The sequence below is a fragment of the Corynebacterium meitnerae genome, from assembly GCF_027570075.1.
Taxonomy (GTDB): domain Bacteria; phylum Actinomycetota; class Actinomycetes; order Mycobacteriales; family Mycobacteriaceae; genus Corynebacterium; species Corynebacterium meitnerae.
In genome coordinates, this window is record NZ_JAKMUS010000004.1 from 125,885 (window position 1) to 139,219 (window position 13,335).

Annotated in this window: 16 protein-coding genes and 1 other RNA gene; 10 read left to right on the plus strand and 7 right to left on the minus strand. The window is 61.7% G+C overall.

Features of this window, described 5'->3' with window-relative positions:
- Positions 1-10 precede the first annotated feature (10 nt).
- The 3 genes from L8U60_RS04105 to thiO are packed head-to-tail and all read right to left on the minus strand — an operon-like array spanning position 11 to position 2,095.
- Positions 11-808: a thiazole synthase gene (locus L8U60_RS04105; protein WP_269965102.1), complete on the minus strand. Its 798-nt coding sequence runs from the start codon at positions 806-808 to the stop codon at positions 11-13.
- Positions 809-810: 2 nt separating this feature from the next.
- Positions 811-1,011 (minus strand): sulfur carrier protein ThiS, encoded by a 201-nt coding sequence (gene thiS, locus L8U60_RS04110; RefSeq protein WP_269965103.1) that lies wholly within the window; start codon positions 1,009-1,011, stop codon positions 811-813.
- A complete protein-coding gene (gene thiO / locus L8U60_RS04115; RefSeq protein WP_269965104.1) occupies positions 992-2,095 on the minus strand; it encodes a glycine oxidase ThiO in 1,104 nt (367 codons plus the stop codon). The genes thiS and thiO overlap by 20 nt, the downstream gene beginning before the upstream one ends.
- A 51-nt stretch (positions 2,096-2,146) precedes the next feature.
- On the opposite strand from thiO, the gene L8U60_RS04120 reads away from it, so the two are divergent.
- The 3 genes from L8U60_RS04120 to L8U60_RS04130 all read left to right on the plus strand — a co-directional run bounded on the left by L8U60_RS04120 (position 2,147) and on the right by L8U60_RS04130 (position 4,625).
- Positions 2,147-2,521: an ectoine synthase gene (locus L8U60_RS04120; RefSeq protein ID WP_269965105.1), complete on the plus strand. Its 375-nt coding sequence runs from the start codon at positions 2,147-2,149 to the stop codon at positions 2,519-2,521.
- A gap of 38 nt (positions 2,522-2,559) precedes the next feature.
- The gene (locus L8U60_RS04125) at positions 2,560-3,129 is read left to right on the plus strand and encodes a cation efflux transmembrane domain-containing protein (RefSeq protein WP_338026467.1); all 570 of its coding nucleotides are present in this window, start codon (positions 2,560-2,562) and stop codon (positions 3,127-3,129) included.
- A gap of 236 nt (positions 3,130-3,365) precedes the next feature.
- On the plus strand, positions 3,366-4,625 hold the full coding sequence (locus L8U60_RS04130; protein ID WP_269965106.1) for an HNH endonuclease signature motif containing protein: 1,260 nt from the start codon (positions 3,366-3,368) through the stop codon (positions 4,623-4,625).
- Here L8U60_RS04130 and L8U60_RS04135 read toward each other — a convergent pair.
- Positions 4,622-5,254, minus strand: a complete 633-nt coding sequence (locus L8U60_RS04135; RefSeq protein WP_269965107.1) for a thiamine phosphate synthase — start codon at positions 5,252-5,254, stop codon at positions 4,622-4,624. The two genes, L8U60_RS04130 and L8U60_RS04135, sit on opposite strands and share 4 nt — an antisense overlap.
- A complete protein-coding gene (locus L8U60_RS04140; RefSeq protein WP_269965108.1) occupies positions 5,247-6,434 on the minus strand; it encodes a DUF418 domain-containing protein in 1,188 nt (395 codons plus the stop codon). The genes L8U60_RS04135 and L8U60_RS04140 overlap by 8 nt, the downstream gene beginning before the upstream one ends.
- Positions 6,435-6,505: 71 nt before the next feature.
- Between L8U60_RS04140 and L8U60_RS04145 the strand changes: the two genes are divergently transcribed.
- Entirely contained in the window at positions 6,506-7,327 is an 822-nt protein-coding gene (locus L8U60_RS04145) for a S1 family peptidase (RefSeq protein ID WP_269965109.1), read from the plus strand.
- Here L8U60_RS04145 and hisN read toward each other — a convergent pair.
- Positions 7,314-8,102: a histidinol-phosphatase gene (gene hisN / locus L8U60_RS04150; RefSeq protein WP_269965110.1), complete on the minus strand. Its 789-nt coding sequence runs from the start codon at positions 8,100-8,102 to the stop codon at positions 7,314-7,316. The two genes, L8U60_RS04145 and hisN, sit on opposite strands and share 14 nt — an antisense overlap.
- Complete coding sequence (locus L8U60_RS04155; RefSeq protein ID WP_269965111.1) at positions 8,095-8,895, minus strand: inositol monophosphatase family protein; 801 nt, start codon at positions 8,893-8,895, stop codon at positions 8,095-8,097. The genes hisN and L8U60_RS04155 overlap by 8 nt, the downstream gene beginning before the upstream one ends.
- Before the next feature lie 38 nt (positions 8,896-8,933).
- On the opposite strand from L8U60_RS04155, the gene prfB reads away from it, so the two are divergent.
- The 6 genes from prfB to ssrA all read left to right on the plus strand — a co-directional run bounded on the left by prfB (position 8,934) and on the right by ssrA (position 13,241).
- Complete coding sequence (prfB, locus tag L8U60_RS04160; RefSeq protein ID WP_269965112.1) at positions 8,934-10,031, plus strand: peptide chain release factor 2; 1,098 nt, start codon at positions 8,934-8,936, stop codon at positions 10,029-10,031.
- A 23-nt stretch (positions 10,032-10,054) separates the two neighbouring features.
- Positions 10,055-10,747, plus strand: coding sequence for a cell division ATP-binding protein FtsE (ftsE, locus tag L8U60_RS04165; RefSeq protein WP_269965122.1), 693 nt, complete (start codon positions 10,055-10,057; stop codon positions 10,745-10,747).
- Between the two features lie 12 nt (positions 10,748-10,759).
- Positions 10,760-11,662, plus strand: a complete 903-nt coding sequence (ftsX, locus tag L8U60_RS04170; RefSeq protein WP_269965113.1) for a permease-like cell division protein FtsX — start codon at positions 10,760-10,762, stop codon at positions 11,660-11,662.
- A 3-nt stretch (positions 11,663-11,665) separates the two neighbouring features.
- Positions 11,666-12,154 (plus strand): SsrA-binding protein SmpB, encoded by a 489-nt coding sequence (gene smpB / locus L8U60_RS04175; RefSeq protein WP_269965114.1) that lies wholly within the window; start codon positions 11,666-11,668, stop codon positions 12,152-12,154.
- Positions 12,151-12,807, plus strand: a complete 657-nt coding sequence (locus tag L8U60_RS04180) for an SDR family oxidoreductase (RefSeq protein ID WP_269965115.1) — start codon at positions 12,151-12,153, stop codon at positions 12,805-12,807. Before smpB ends, L8U60_RS04180 begins: the two co-directional genes overlap by 4 nt.
- A gap of 51 nt (positions 12,808-12,858) precedes the next feature.
- Positions 12,859-13,241, plus strand: a transfer-messenger RNA (tmRNA) gene (gene ssrA, locus L8U60_RS04185).
- Positions 13,242-13,335: the final 94 nt, after the last annotated feature.

Below are 13,335 nucleotides of genomic sequence, written 5' to 3' on the forward strand. Positions count from 1 at the left end.
AGTTTTTTGCTTACAGCACCTGGTCTGCCCAACTGGCCAGGCCATCAAAGCTTGAGGACGCCACTGCGTGCTCCCTCTTCGGAATCCTCCCCGCCTCACGCGCAAGCAACCCTGCTTCCACGGCTAGGCGCATCGCATTCGCCATGGCCACCGGGTCCTGGCAACGGTTGACGGCGCTGGCCAGCAGCACGCCATCGCAGCCTAGCTCCATCGCCAGTGCCGCATCGGAGGCAGTACCCACGCCGGCGTCAATGAGGATGGGCACCTCTGCCCGCGAACAAATCAGCTCAATGTTGTGCGGGTTCAAAATGCCTAGACCGGTACCAATCGGCGCGCCCAATGGCATGACCGCTGCCGCACCGAGGTCCTCCAGTCGCTTCGCCGCGACGGGATCGTCGGAGGTGTAGGCGAGGACGGTGAAGCCGTCGTCGATAAGCATTTCGCACGCATCCACGGTCTCCACAACGTCGGGCAGCAGCGTGCGATCATCGGCGATGACCTCGAGTTTCACCCAATCCGTGCCCAGCGCCTCGCGCGCGAGCTTCGCTGTGATCACCGCATCGCGCGCGGTGCGGCAGCCCGCGGTGTTCGGTAGCGGCGCGATGCCGAGACGGGAGAGCAAGTCGAAAACGGATTCCCTCGATGTCTCTCCTTCGCTGTGCTTCAGCGCAGCGAACCTACGCATAGCCACCGTGGTCATCTGCGTGCCCGACGCGATCAGCGCGCGCTCGAGCATGTCCTGCGAGCTCGCCCCACCCGTGCCCATGATCAGGTGGGAATCGAACTGCTTGCCGGCAATGTCCAGCACGTTTAGCCTCCCTGAACAGCGGTAAGAATATCCACGCGGGCACCCTCGCTCAGCGTGTGCTCGCCCCACTGCGACTTCGGCACAACATCACCGTCCACGGCGACGGCGGTGGCGGCAGGAACCTCCCCGAGAATCTCCTCAAGCAGGCCCTTCACCGTGGTTGCCTCCGTGATGATCGCCTCATTATTCACTGTCAGCTTCATGGTTCTCCTTGTGCCTCAGCGGGTTACAGGCCTTCAAGTCTACGGAGGGCTCACGCTTCTCGACGATCTCCGCCCCACACCTAGCCCCCACCCCCGTCAACAGGATCCCGTGGCGGAAGTAGCCGGTGGACACGACAACCCGGTCATTGACCCGCCCGAGGTACGGCAGATCGTCCGGGGAGCCGGGACGTGCGCCAACGTGAGTTTCGATGATGTCGCATTCCTCAATCCCCGGCACGACCTCACTGGCGTCCCGCAGCAGCTGCAGCACGCCGCCTGCCTGCGGGGCCGGGCGGTCATCCTCGCGGCTGGTGGCGCCGATGGTCAGAGTGCCGTCCTCGCGGGGGATGAGATAGATCGGCCGGTCCTCCACGAACCCGCGGATCACCCGTTCAAGTAGTGGACGCTGGTGCTCTGGGATGCGCAGCTCCACCATGTCGCCGTACACCGGGCGCAGCTTCAACGGGTTTGTGCCCTCAAACCAGCCCGTCGTTTCGCGTGCGCCCAAACCGTTGGCCAGAAGGACTTGATCAGCTGCGACATCGTTGACATCTTTTACTGCCTCGGCCACGAACGTCACTCCGGCATTGCGGCACGCATCCTGCAACGCCGCTGCAATGAGCCGGGGCCGCACCTGGTGGTCACCTGGGATGTGCACGGCACCGCTAATGGCAGGGGCGAGCGCCGGCTCGAGCTTCCGCGCCTCCCGCGTAGTGATGCGTTCCGTAGTCATCCCGTGGAGCTGCTGGTATTCCTGCAGCTCCTCCAAGTGCGTCTTATCCGCACGGTCCTTGGCCACCACCAGCGTTCCCTCCGTGCGGTAGCCGGTGGGGGAGTCCGTGTACTTGCCGATCAGCTCGATGAGCTCCGGGTACCACTTCCCAGCCGCGATCATGAGTGGGAACAGCGGATCCTGCTGGTACACCACCTCAGCTGCCGGGGCGAGCATCCCGCCCGCATGCCACGTGGCACCACTGGCTGGTGCCGGGTCGTACACGGTGACGTGGTGGCCGTGGTCGGCGAGAGTGAGGCTCGTCGATAAGCCAATAATTCCTGCGCCTACTACTGCGACCTTCATGCCCATGAGCTTACGCGTAACGTGGAACGGGTAACTGACACCTCAAGAAGGAGAATTATGTTCATCCGTTCCCGAGAAGATGTCGAAACTGTCGAGTGGGGTGGCGGCACCTCCGAGCGCGTGCTCACCGCGAAAGACAACATGGGCTTCGCTGTCGCGCACACCGTCGTGCGTGCGGGCACTGAGTCCAAGCTGCAGTACCGCAATCACCTCGAGGCCTGCTACTGCATCGCTGGCTCCGGTGAGGTCGAGGACACCGAAGGTAACGTGTACCCGATCACGCCGGGCACGATCTACGTCCTCGACGAACATGATGCGCACTACCTGCGCGGCGGCAAAGACGAGGACCTGATCCTGGTCTCCATCTTCAACCCCGCAATCACCGGCGATGAGAAGCACACCCTGTCCGAGGATGGCTTTAGCTCCTACTAACCATGGCTGAATAACGTATTCGGCGCGCCGTTCTGATCGTGGCGCTGCTGAACTTCGGATACTTCTTCGTCGAGTTTGCAGCCGCCATCGCGATCGGTTCGGCGTCTCTTTTTGCGGACTCGGCAGACTTCCTCGAGGACACCGCGATCAACATGCTGGTGTTCTTCGCGGTGGCGTGGCCAGCTTCTAAGCGTCGCGTGGCTGGCACCGTCCTCTCCGGCCTCATCCTTATTCCGGCTGTCGCCGCGCTGGTCACCGTGGTGCTGAAGATCATCAACCCGGAGCCGCCGTCGCCGTCGGGGCTCACTGGCATCGCACTCGGTGCTCTCGTGGTCAATCTGATCTGCGCGGTGATCTTGTTGCGTCTGCGCAATGAGGGCTCTTCACTGGCGACGGGGGCGTGGCTTGCCGCTCGTAATGACGCGTTGGCCAACATCCTCATTATCGCCGCTGGCCTGCTCACCTTCGTGTGGGCCACCGCCTGGTTCGACATCATCGTCGCTGCGATCATCATCCTCGTGAACCTCTCCGCAGCGAAAGAAGTGTGGGAGGAATCCCGCGAGGAGCATGACTCCGTGGAGGAGGCCTTTGCGGAGATGGAGGATTAGTTTTCCCAGGGAGTCCGCAATGCGGACTCTTTTTCTTAGGTTAGTTTCGAATATGTGGTCGAGTTCTTGTGTCCCGGTTTGCGCGCCCATGTTTGCGCATGAACACAAAGTTCCAGGGAGTCCGCAATGCGGACTCATTCTCTTAGGTTTTGTTCGAAGTACTGTTCGAATGGTGTCGAGCTCATTTTGTATGGTGTTCCCACAACACATTCACAACGAACCAACAAGGGGACACCATGACAGCACTGCTTGCTGAACCAAACCTTCTAGCTGCGCATATGGGTGCGGGGATTATTGACACTTACACCAGAATGATGCGCTGCAAAGCGTCACTTTTGGCGCAGATAGCTGAGTTCGACAACCTCGGATTAGCCCAGGATCTCGGCGCCACGAGCACGGGCGCATGGTTGATCCGAAGATTGGGCATATCCCATTCCACCGCCCACGAATACGTTGCGGTTGCGCGGCAGTTAGAGAACTTCCCGTACCTCAAGATGATGTTTGAAGACGGCAAGCTCAGCTATTCCGTCGTGCGCTTGCTACTCAAGTATCTCACCCCTGAAAATGAGGTTGAGCTGGTCAATCGTGCTATAGAGCTCGGCTACCACGGGCTGGAGCACGCGCTCGCCGGCAAGCCGAAAAAGAGCGCGGGCGGGGACTACCCGGAGCATTATCTCCGTTTGAGCCAGGATGAGAACGGCGACGTGAACGTGTGGGGAAAACTCAACGCCGCTGACGGGGAAGCGCTGGCAGCGGCACTCAAGATCGGGCACCTCGCGTACTGCGCGGAGGAAGAAGAGCTCGCCGAGCTTATCGACGATGCCGGCATCGACAACCTCTACGACCAGAAAATCGAGGAGGAGAAGGAGCTAGCGAAGCGGGACAAATCCAGTTTCGGGCTCCCAACCGGACGAGCAATGATGTACGCGCTCATGGGAATGGTGAACATCGTGCGCACGAACCCGAAGAACGCGCTGCGCGCACCAGCTGCGCAGGTGAACGTAATGATGACGGTGGACGGTAACGCTTACCTGCCCAACAATGCGGGGGCACCGTCCACCGCCCTGGAGAACATCGTGTCTAACGCGCTCATGAAGCTAAACATCGTGGACCGGCATGGGCAGGTTCTCAACGTCGGCCGGGCCTCACGGTTGGCCACAGACAAGCAGATCAAAGCCCTGATGGCGATGTGGGGTGGCCAGTGCGCCATGCCAGGATGCATCCATCGGCGTTTCATGGAGATCCACCATATTCGCGAGTGGGCAGACGGTGGCATGACGGACTTGGACAACCTTTTGCCACTGTGTTCTGGCTGCCACTCGCTGGTCACGGACGGGTACGTGAAGATCCAGCGAGATCGTCACAACATCGTCTTCGATTTCCGGGACGGGGCGCGGTTCGTCTCCTACAGCCACTCTCTGCCAGTGCGGGCCGATGACTATGAGTGCATGCCGGTCCCAGAGGACGGGGGTGATTCAGACTCGTTTGCCGGTTAGTGGAAGTTGCGCAGGACCTGCTCCACGTAGGCGCGCGGGTCTGGAGCGTTCATGATGCCGCGGACGATAGCAACGCCATCCACGCCGGTGGCGGCGAGGTCGGCCACGTCATCGACGGTGACATCGCCGATGGCCACGACAGGTAGCTCGGAGGCGGCGACGAGTTCGGGATAGCCAGCAAGGCCCAGCGGTTCGCGGCCGGAATCCTTGGTCGGGGTGGCGCGGAAGGGGCCGGCACCGATGTAGTCGATGACATCGGCGTACTGGTTCGCATCCTCAACGAGTGAAAGCGTGCCGGTGGTCAGGCCGATGATTGCGTCAGGGCCAAGCAGTTCCCGTGCCACGCGTGGGTCTAGGTCGTCTTGGCCGATGTGGACACCAGCCACGCCGTGGGGGCGGAGGGCGAGGGCGACGTCGACGCGATCGTCGATAAGCACGTGCGTGGAAGGGTTCACTGAACGCACTGCGGTGACGACGGCGAGGCCCAGGTCGTAGAGCGCGCGGGCGCTGATGGGTTTGCTGCGCACTTGGATCATGCCGGCGCCGCCGAGGGCGGCTTGGCGGGCGGTTTCCACGATCTGCTCGTGCGAGCCGTGGCCGGTGATGAAATAACAGCGCAGATCAAGCATGAGCAATAGTGTAGGGCTCCAAGCGGCCGGTCTTGCCGTAGGAGAGGTGACGGTGCGCCCACTCGAAGGGGCCCGGGGTGTTGGTGGCCTCCAGGATCGTGGCCAGGATCAGGGTGACTGCCCAGATGCCGGTGGCGATGAGCAGCTTCATAGCAACGCCGGATTCGAGGCCGAGGCCAAGGCCGAAGGGCATGACCGTGATGATGAACAGGATGGACTGCATGATGTAACCGGACATGGAACGCTTGCCCAGCGCGACGAAGGGGTAGAGCACCGCTGGCACGGTGTTGTGCAGGCGCTGGGTTGCCAGGGCGATCATGGCCAGGATGCCTGGGCCGGTGATGGTGCCGAAGCCTTGGTTGAGGGCGATGAAGACGGGGCTAAAGCTCTCGCTGAACTCGCCGATGCTGAACAGGCCCCAAGGGATGCCGATGAGGACGATGACGGCCACGGTCAGCCACGACCAGGTGAGCAACGTGCGACGGTGTGCGTTGACGTCAACGAGGACACCTTCGCGGGCCCAGATGAAACCAATGAGCATCACACCGAGGAGGTAGGGGATTGCGGCAACGGCGTTGATGAGGTAGACGAAGCCCCACAAGGCGTTGTTGATGAAGTAGTCCGCGGGTGTGGTGAAGGAGGAGGTCGGTTCCAAAGGCAGGGTCATGTCCGCGCCAAAAGCAGCGCCGACGGCGCCGATGAGACTCATGAAGATGGTGAAGCCGATGAGGCAGTACGCGATGATCCTCAGGATCTTCGTGCGCACGGCAATGAGCAGGCCCATGATGATGCCGCACAGGCCGTAGGTGACCATGATGTCTCCGTTGAAGATGAGGAACATGTGGGCAACGCCGAATAGTGCCAAGATGCCGTAGCGTTTGACCAGCACGAGGCGGGCCTTCTTCGCCGGGTAATTCTTCCGAGCCAGACTCATGGTGATTAAGCCGACGCCGAAGCCAAGCAGGGTGGAGAACATCGGGAGGCCACGGACGTGGACGAACATGGTGGCAAAGATGGCAGCGATCTCATCGGCAATACTGCCGGGGTGGACCCAACCGACGGACTCACCATAGGCGCCGGGTATGTCGGAGATGATCCAGGCAGTGGAAATATTTGCCATGGCGATACCCAGCAGCGCAAGACCACGGGCAAGGTCAGGAACGATGAGGCGTTGATTCACTCGCACCACAGTAACAGCGCTAGGGTATGGCAGCATAGGGACGACAACTGCCAGGCTGAAAGGGACCGACTATGAAACGAGCCGGAAGAATTGTGGCAGCGGCGCTGTTACTGGGCATGATTCCCGCCGTGGCTAACGCACAGGTGGACCCGAACTACCACTGGAAGACCGACCCAGTGTCCAAGGTCCTGGCAGGTAAACCCTTTGCAGACCGTGTGCTCAACCGCGTGCCGGGATCCTTCTTTGATGCGCACCCGGCGAACCCAGCAGCACGCGCAACGGTGGGGCGAGGGAAGTCCTTGTATGGCCCGGGTACGCCGATTTATGTGGGTCAGTTCGGCATGTGCACCGTCACCGCGGCCGGTTGGGATGCCGCAGGCAGGAAGATCGCGCTCACCGCTGGCCACTGCGGCAACGTGGGGGACTTGGTTGCTGCCTCCGACTCGCTAGAGGCGGGCTACTCCGGCCGCATCGTTCGCAAGAATGGTGCGCTGGACTATTCCGTCATTGAGCTCGGCCCCAACGCTGAGGTGACGGGTAGCTACAACGGCACGACGATTCGTTCGCTCGGCGGTTGGGCCAAGACCGGTGACACGCTGTGCAAGAACGGTTACGCCACGGGCGTGACCTGCGGTATTACGTGGACATCAGAGCCTGCCCGCCACATCACGCAGCTGTGCGCGATGGCAGGGGATTCCGGTGCGCCGGTGTATGCGGGGGACAGGCTCGTCGGCATGATCAACGGCGGGATAATGCCACAGCAGGTCAACCTGTCGTGCCACACGCCGCTGCAGGGTGGCCTGCACGCGCCGACGGTGTCGCGCAATATTGATGCGGTGATGGCTGACCTCAACGCCGCGCCGGGGCCGGGCCAGGGCTTTAGGCTCGCGTAAGGCGCGACCGGACGTCCTCGTGAAGCGGGCCGTTGGTGGCCAGAGCGTCGCCGCCGTGGGGGCCATCTTCACCAGCAAGAGAGGTGAATCGCCCGCCAGCTTCCGTCACCAGAATCGCCAACGGCGCCAGGTCCCACAGGGACACCTCCGGCTCCGCAGCAATATCCACGGCACCCTCGGCGACCAGGCAGTAGGAGAAGAAATCGCCGTAGCCGCGCAGACGCCACGTCGCATCGGTCAGCGCGATGAGGTTCTCTCGCAGGCCGCGATCGTGCCAGCCGCTTAACGACGAAATCGCCAACGACGCATCCTCCACCCGATCCACCCCGGACACGGACAGCTTCCGAACAGCGCCATCCCCGAACGTGCGCCATGCTCCGCTTCCTTCGCTGGCGTACCAACGGCGGGCGAGCGCTGGGGCGCTGACAACACCGACGACGGGCTTGCCGTCTTCCAGCAGCGCGATCAGGGTTGCCCACACGGGCACGCCGCGGACGAAGTTCTTGGTGCCATCGATCGGGTCAATGACCCACTGGCGGCCGGAGAAGGTGACGTTGCCACCGTATTCCTCACCGAGCACGGCATCAGCCGGGCGGGCTTCCTCCAGGCGGCTGCGCAGGGCAGCCTCCACAGCGAGGTCCGCATCCGTCACCGGAGTCATATCCGGTTTGGAATCAACGGACAGGTCCGAGGATTCAAAGCGGTCAAGGGTAATGCCGTCGGCGAGGTCCGCCAGTTCAAGGGCCAGTGCCAGATCGTCGGAGTAGTTAGACATGGCTCTCAAGCTTAGCCAGAACATCGGCCACGAGCTGGGGATTACCGGCAACACACCAGGTCACTCCACCCGCGGTGATCTTCTCCGCGCGGCCGCAGGCGGCTTCCACCAGCGCTTTTCCGGGAAGCCAGTCCCATGCGGGCACAGAATGCTGAAGCCAGCCGCCAACGCCGCCACTGGCCACGGTGGCCAGGTCAATAGAGCCAGCGCCGAACATGCGCACCGTGGCGGCACTGTTCACGGCATCAAGCCAGGTATCGCGGATCGCGGCGTTGTTCATGTCGCGGGGGTGCAGGTAGGTAGCCAGCGCGAGGGATTCCAGCGGGGCAGATTCCAGCGGGGGCAGGGGAGCGCCATTGACAGAAGCAGCAGAACCATCAGCCACCCACGTGGTGTCCAGGGCCGGACGGTGGACCGCGCTGGCCAGGACCTGCTCACCCTCCACCAATGCCAGTGCGGAGCAGAAGTAGTCGGAGCCACACGAGAAGTTGTAGGTGCCATCCACTGGGTCAATCACCCAGGTGCGGCCACTGGTGGATTCCTTGGCAGCGCCCTCCTCACCGAGCAGGCCATCCTCAGGGCGCAGGGCAGCGAGCGCCTCAACAACGAACTGCTCGGCAGCCGTATCCGCCTGTGTTACCACGTCAGACACGGACGTCTTCTGGGCGGTCTCCAGTCCCTCGGCACGCATGCGCAGGGCAAGGCGGCCTGCGGTGCGGGTGAGGGCGGCGGCGAGCGCGGCGTCGTCGATAAGCGAATGCTCTTCGATGAAAGTGGAGGTCAGTGTGCTCATGGCTGCCATTATGGCGGGGTCCACTAGACTTCGCACCTATGCAGCCCGAGACTTCCGCACGCATTGACTCCTTGAACTCCACGCTGACCACGATTGAGAAGGTCATGGACATCGAGGAGATGGAATCACGCGCGCGCGAACTCGAAGATCAAGCCGCGGACCCGAGCCTGTGGGACGACCCGGATCACGCACAGAAAGTGACCACCGAGCTTTCCGCTGTGCAGGCACGCTTGCGGAAGGTGCGCGATCTGCGCCAGCGTATCGACGACCTCCCGGTCATGTACGAACTCGCCGAAGAAGAAGGCGACGCATCGCTTGCCGACGATGAACTGGCCCAACTCACCACCGCCATCGACAGCCTGGAAGTGACCACCATGCTCTCCGGCGAATACGACGAACGTGAAGCTGTGGTGCATATTCGTTCTGGAGCAGGCGGCGTGGATGCGGCCGACTGGGCTGAGATGCTCATGCGCATGTACACGCGCTGGGCGGACAAGCACGGACACAAGGTCGACGTCTACGACATTTCTTATGCAGAGGAAGCCGGCATCAAGTCCGCAACCTTCGTCGTCCACGGCGACTACATGTACGGCCAGCTCTCTGTCGAGCAGGGTGCGCACCGTCTCGTGCGTATCTCGCCCTTTGATAACCAGGGCCGCCGCCAGACCTCCTTTGCTGAGGTGGAAGTCCTGCCCGTGGTGGAGCAGGTAGACCACATCGACATTCCGGATTCCGACATCCGCGTGGACGTGTACCGCTCCTCCGGTCCCGGCGGCCAGTCCGTGAACACCACAGACTCCGCCGTGCGTATCACGCACATCCCCACCGGCATTGTGGTGACCTGCCAGAACGAGAAATCCCAGATCCAAAACAAGGCCTCCGCGCTCAACGTCCTGCAGTCCAAACTGCTGGAAAAGAAACGCCAGGAAGAAAAGGCCGAAATGGATGCCCTTGGCGCCGGTGGCAATGCCAGCTGGGGCAACCAGATGCGCTCTTATGTCCTGCACCCGTACCAAATGGTGAAGGATCTGCGCACGAACTACGAGGTCAACGACCCGCAGAAGGTGCTCGACGGTGATCTCGACGGGTTCTTGGAGGCCGGCATCCGCTGGAGGTCGACGCTTGAAAAGGCCTAACTTGAGTGACTAGTGTGGCTGAAGTGATCACCTTTTCTCATGTAACCAAGACATATCCGACGTCAACGCGTCCGGCTTTGGATGATGTGTCGCTGACCATTGAGGACGGCGAATTCGTCTTCCTGATCGGCCCGTCTGGCTCGGGCAAATCCTCGTTTTTGCAGTTGATGATCCGTGAGGAAAACGTGACAAGCGGAGATATCCACTTCAACGACTTCCATGTGAATGCGTTGAAGGGCAAGGAAGTGAACAAGCTCCGTCAGTCCATCGGCTACGTGTTCCAGGATTTCCGTCTGCTGCCCAAGCTGAACGTGTATGACAACGTGGCGTTTGCGCTGGAAGTGATTGGTAAACCGAAGTCCAAGATCAAGAAGCTCGTGCCGGAAGCGCTCGAGATCGTGGGCTTGGACGCGAAGGCGAACCGCATGCCTAATGAGCTCTCCGGTGGTGAGCAGCAGCGCGTCGCCGTCGCCCGTGCCTTCGTGGACCGTCCGCCGCTGTTGCTTGCCGACGAGCCCACCGGCAACCTGGATCCCTCCACCGCCGACGACATCATGGCGCTGCTCGCCCGTATTAACCGCATGGGCACCACCGTGGTGATGTCCACCCACAATGCCCGCGCCGTCAATGACATGCGTAAGCGGGTGATTGAGCTGCACCTGGGCAAGCTTGTGCGCGATGACCACAACGGCGTCTACGGCGTCCACGGAAGCTAGGGGAGCATAACTATGAACTGGAATTTCATTTTCCGCGAAGGATTCCGTGGTCTTGGGCGCAACCTGACCATGACCATCGCGCTGATCATCACCACCACGTTGTCCCTGGCGCTCGTCGGCGCCGGCATCCTGATCTCCCAAGTGACCAGCGAGACCAAGGCGCTGTACTTGGACCGTGTTGAGGTGATGGTGGAGCTGGATGAGGAGATCTCTGCGTCTGACAAGGACTGCACGTCGGAAGGCTGCTCCGAGATCCGCGACGCACTGCAGGCCGATGATCGCGTGGAATCGGTGACCTTCCGTAACCGCGAGCAGTCCTACGAGCGCTTCGCCGAACTGTTCAGCAAGTCTGACCCGGTGCTTGTGCAGGAGACCTCCCGCGATTCCATGCCGGCGGCGCTTCACGTGCGACTGACGGATCCCACGGATACCGCGCCGATTGACAAGATCCGCGACAAACCACAGGTCACCTTCATCGCAGACCAGGCAAGCGATGTGCGCGGCCTGGCCGATTCCATGGACTCTTTCCGCAACGCCACCTTCATCGTGGCAGCAGCCCAGGCACTGGCGGCGATCTTCCTCATCTCCAACATGGTGCAGCTCGCGGCCTACAACCGCCGCGAGGAGATCTCGATTATGCGCATGGTCGGCGCCACCCGCTGGTTCACCCAGGCACCGTTCATCGTGGAGGCAGTGATCTCCGTGTTCATCGGTGCCGTGGTGGCTACGCTCGGCGTGTGGCTGGCCAAGTCCCAGCTGGTAGACCCGATGCTGAGTACGGTGTATGAGAACCTGCTCGTGGCCAAGCTGCCGGATTCCGCGGTGTGGACTGTCATGCCGTTGGTGGGCCTGGGCGCGCTGGTGGTGTCTGGTCTGGTTGCGCAGGTGGCGCTGCGCTCCTACGTTCGTAAGTAACTTATGGCTAAGAAGAAGAAAAACCCCGGCGCAGGCGTCATCGCCGCAAACCGCAAGGCGCGGCATGATTACACGATCCTGGACACGTACGAGACCGGGATCGTCCTCCAAGGCACGGAGATCAAGTCCCTGCGCGACGGCAAGGCCTCACTCGTCGAGGCCTACGCGACTATCGACGACGGTGAGGTCTGGCTCCGCAACCTCCACATCCCCGAGTACTCGATGGGTTCGTGGACAAACCACTCGCCGCGTCGCACCCGCAAGCTGCTCATGCACCGCCGCGAGATCGACTCGCTGGAGGGCAAGATCCGCGACGGCAACAAGACCCTCGTGCCGCTGAAGCTCTACCTCAAGGATGGTTTAGCCAAGGTTGAGCTGGGGCTTGCCCAGGGTAAGCAGGACTATGACAAGCGCCAAGCCATCAAGCGCCGCACGGAAGACCGTGAAATCGCGCGTGATCTTGGCCGGAAGTTTAAGGGGATCAAGGCATGAAAAAGGCACTCATCACTGGCGCGACCCGCGGTATCGGCCGCGCGATCGCGGAAGAGCTGGGCAAGGACCACCATGTGATTGCGGGGGCGTCGCGGGATGCGGCGGGGGTCGTCGATAAGCTGCCCAGCGCTGAGCCCTTCGAGGTTGACCTGCGCGATCCGGCCGCGATCCGTGAGGCCACGCGCGATATTAAGGAGCTCGATGTCCTCGTGCTCAATGCGGGTGTGCTGCACAAGGGGCCTTTTGAGGAGCTTGACGACGACATCTGGCGCGAAACCCTCGACCTCAACGTCCTCGCCCCGGTCATCCTGACCCGTGAACTGCTGCCGGCGCTGCGTCGCGCGAATGGTTTGATCATTGCAATTAACTCTGGCGCTGGCTTCCATGGCGTGCCCGAGCACTCCGCGTACTGTGCCTCGAAGTTCGCGCTGAAGGGCTTCACCGACACGTTGGCATTGGAGGAGAAGGGGAGAGTGCGCGTCACCTCCATCCACCCAGGCCGAACCGATACTGACATGCTGGCTGGCCCGCAGTTCGGCGACCGCCCGAAGATGGACGCCACCAATGTCGCGCGCGCCGTCCGCCTCGCCGTCGATGCCGGCCCCGGCGCAACCGTCGAGTTCCTGCGCGTTGCCCCATCCGGCTTGGCGTAGTAATCTTGATCTTCCTGCACGGTTTCTCACCGCGCAGGACGTCAAAATCAAGGGGATGACTTGGTTTCGACTTCGCTGACCAATCCAGGGGAAGCGTGCCGGTGCAGGCTGGAGACCACCGATTTAAGCGTCGCAGCACTTCATAAACGCAGAGAAGAACTCTCAGCGTGACTACGCCCTCGCTGCCTAAGTAGCGACCGCGTGTCTGTCAGGCCGGGCTTGCTTCCGACCCGGATCCTGGCATCGACTAGGGAGCTTGCCCTCTCACCGTGTCAGTGAGGTGCTTGGAGGGGACTTCTTTTACTGACTGGGCCCATCATCCGGACATGTTCGTCTGATCCGGAGGGTCGAGCAAAGATCCTGTGCGAACTGCGCACGGAGAAGCCCTGGTGCAGTGGCGAAGGACCCGGGTTCAATTCCCGGCATCTCCACTTAGTGGGATTTCCCCCGGCTCATGTGGCCGGGGTTTTTCCATGTCTGGCCTAGCTTCAGCCGTAGAACCCGAACCCTAGAACCCGAACTTCGCAT

Coding starts and splice junctions, on each gene's coding strand:
- L8U60_RS04135 (WP_269965107.1), bottom strand. CDS start 5,254: ATGCTTGATCTGCGCTGTTATTTCATCACCGGCCACGGCTCGCACGAG.
- hisN (WP_269965110.1), bottom strand. CDS start 8,102: ATGTCTAACTACTCCGACGATCTGGCACTGGCCCTTGAACTGGCGGAC.
- L8U60_RS04180 (WP_269965115.1), top strand. CDS start 12,151: ATGAAAAAGGCACTCATCACTGGCGCGACCCGCGGTATCGGCCGCGCG.
- L8U60_RS04120 (WP_269965105.1), top strand. CDS start 2,147: ATGTTCATCCGTTCCCGAGAAGATGTCGAAACTGTCGAGTGGGGTGGC.
- thiS (WP_269965103.1), bottom strand. CDS start 1,011: ATGAAGCTGACAGTGAATAATGAGGCGATCATCACGGAGGCAACCACG.
- L8U60_RS04130 (WP_269965106.1), top strand. CDS start 3,366: ATGACAGCACTGCTTGCTGAACCAAACCTTCTAGCTGCGCATATGGGT.
- L8U60_RS04155 (WP_269965111.1), bottom strand. CDS start 8,895: ATGAGCACACTGACCTCCACTTTCATCGAAGAGCATTCGCTTATCGAC.
- prfB (WP_269965112.1), top strand. CDS start 8,934: ATGCAGCCCGAGACTTCCGCACGCATTGACTCCTTGAACTCCACGCTG.
- smpB (WP_269965114.1), top strand. CDS start 11,666: ATGGCTAAGAAGAAGAAAAACCCCGGCGCAGGCGTCATCGCCGCAAAC.
- thiO (WP_269965104.1), bottom strand. CDS start 2,095: ATGGGCATGAAGGTCGCAGTAGTAGGCGCAGGAATTATTGGCTTATCG.
- L8U60_RS04145 (WP_269965109.1), top strand. CDS start 6,506: ATGAAACGAGCCGGAAGAATTGTGGCAGCGGCGCTGTTACTGGGCATG.
- ftsX (WP_269965113.1), top strand. CDS start 10,760: ATGAACTGGAATTTCATTTTCCGCGAAGGATTCCGTGGTCTTGGGCGC.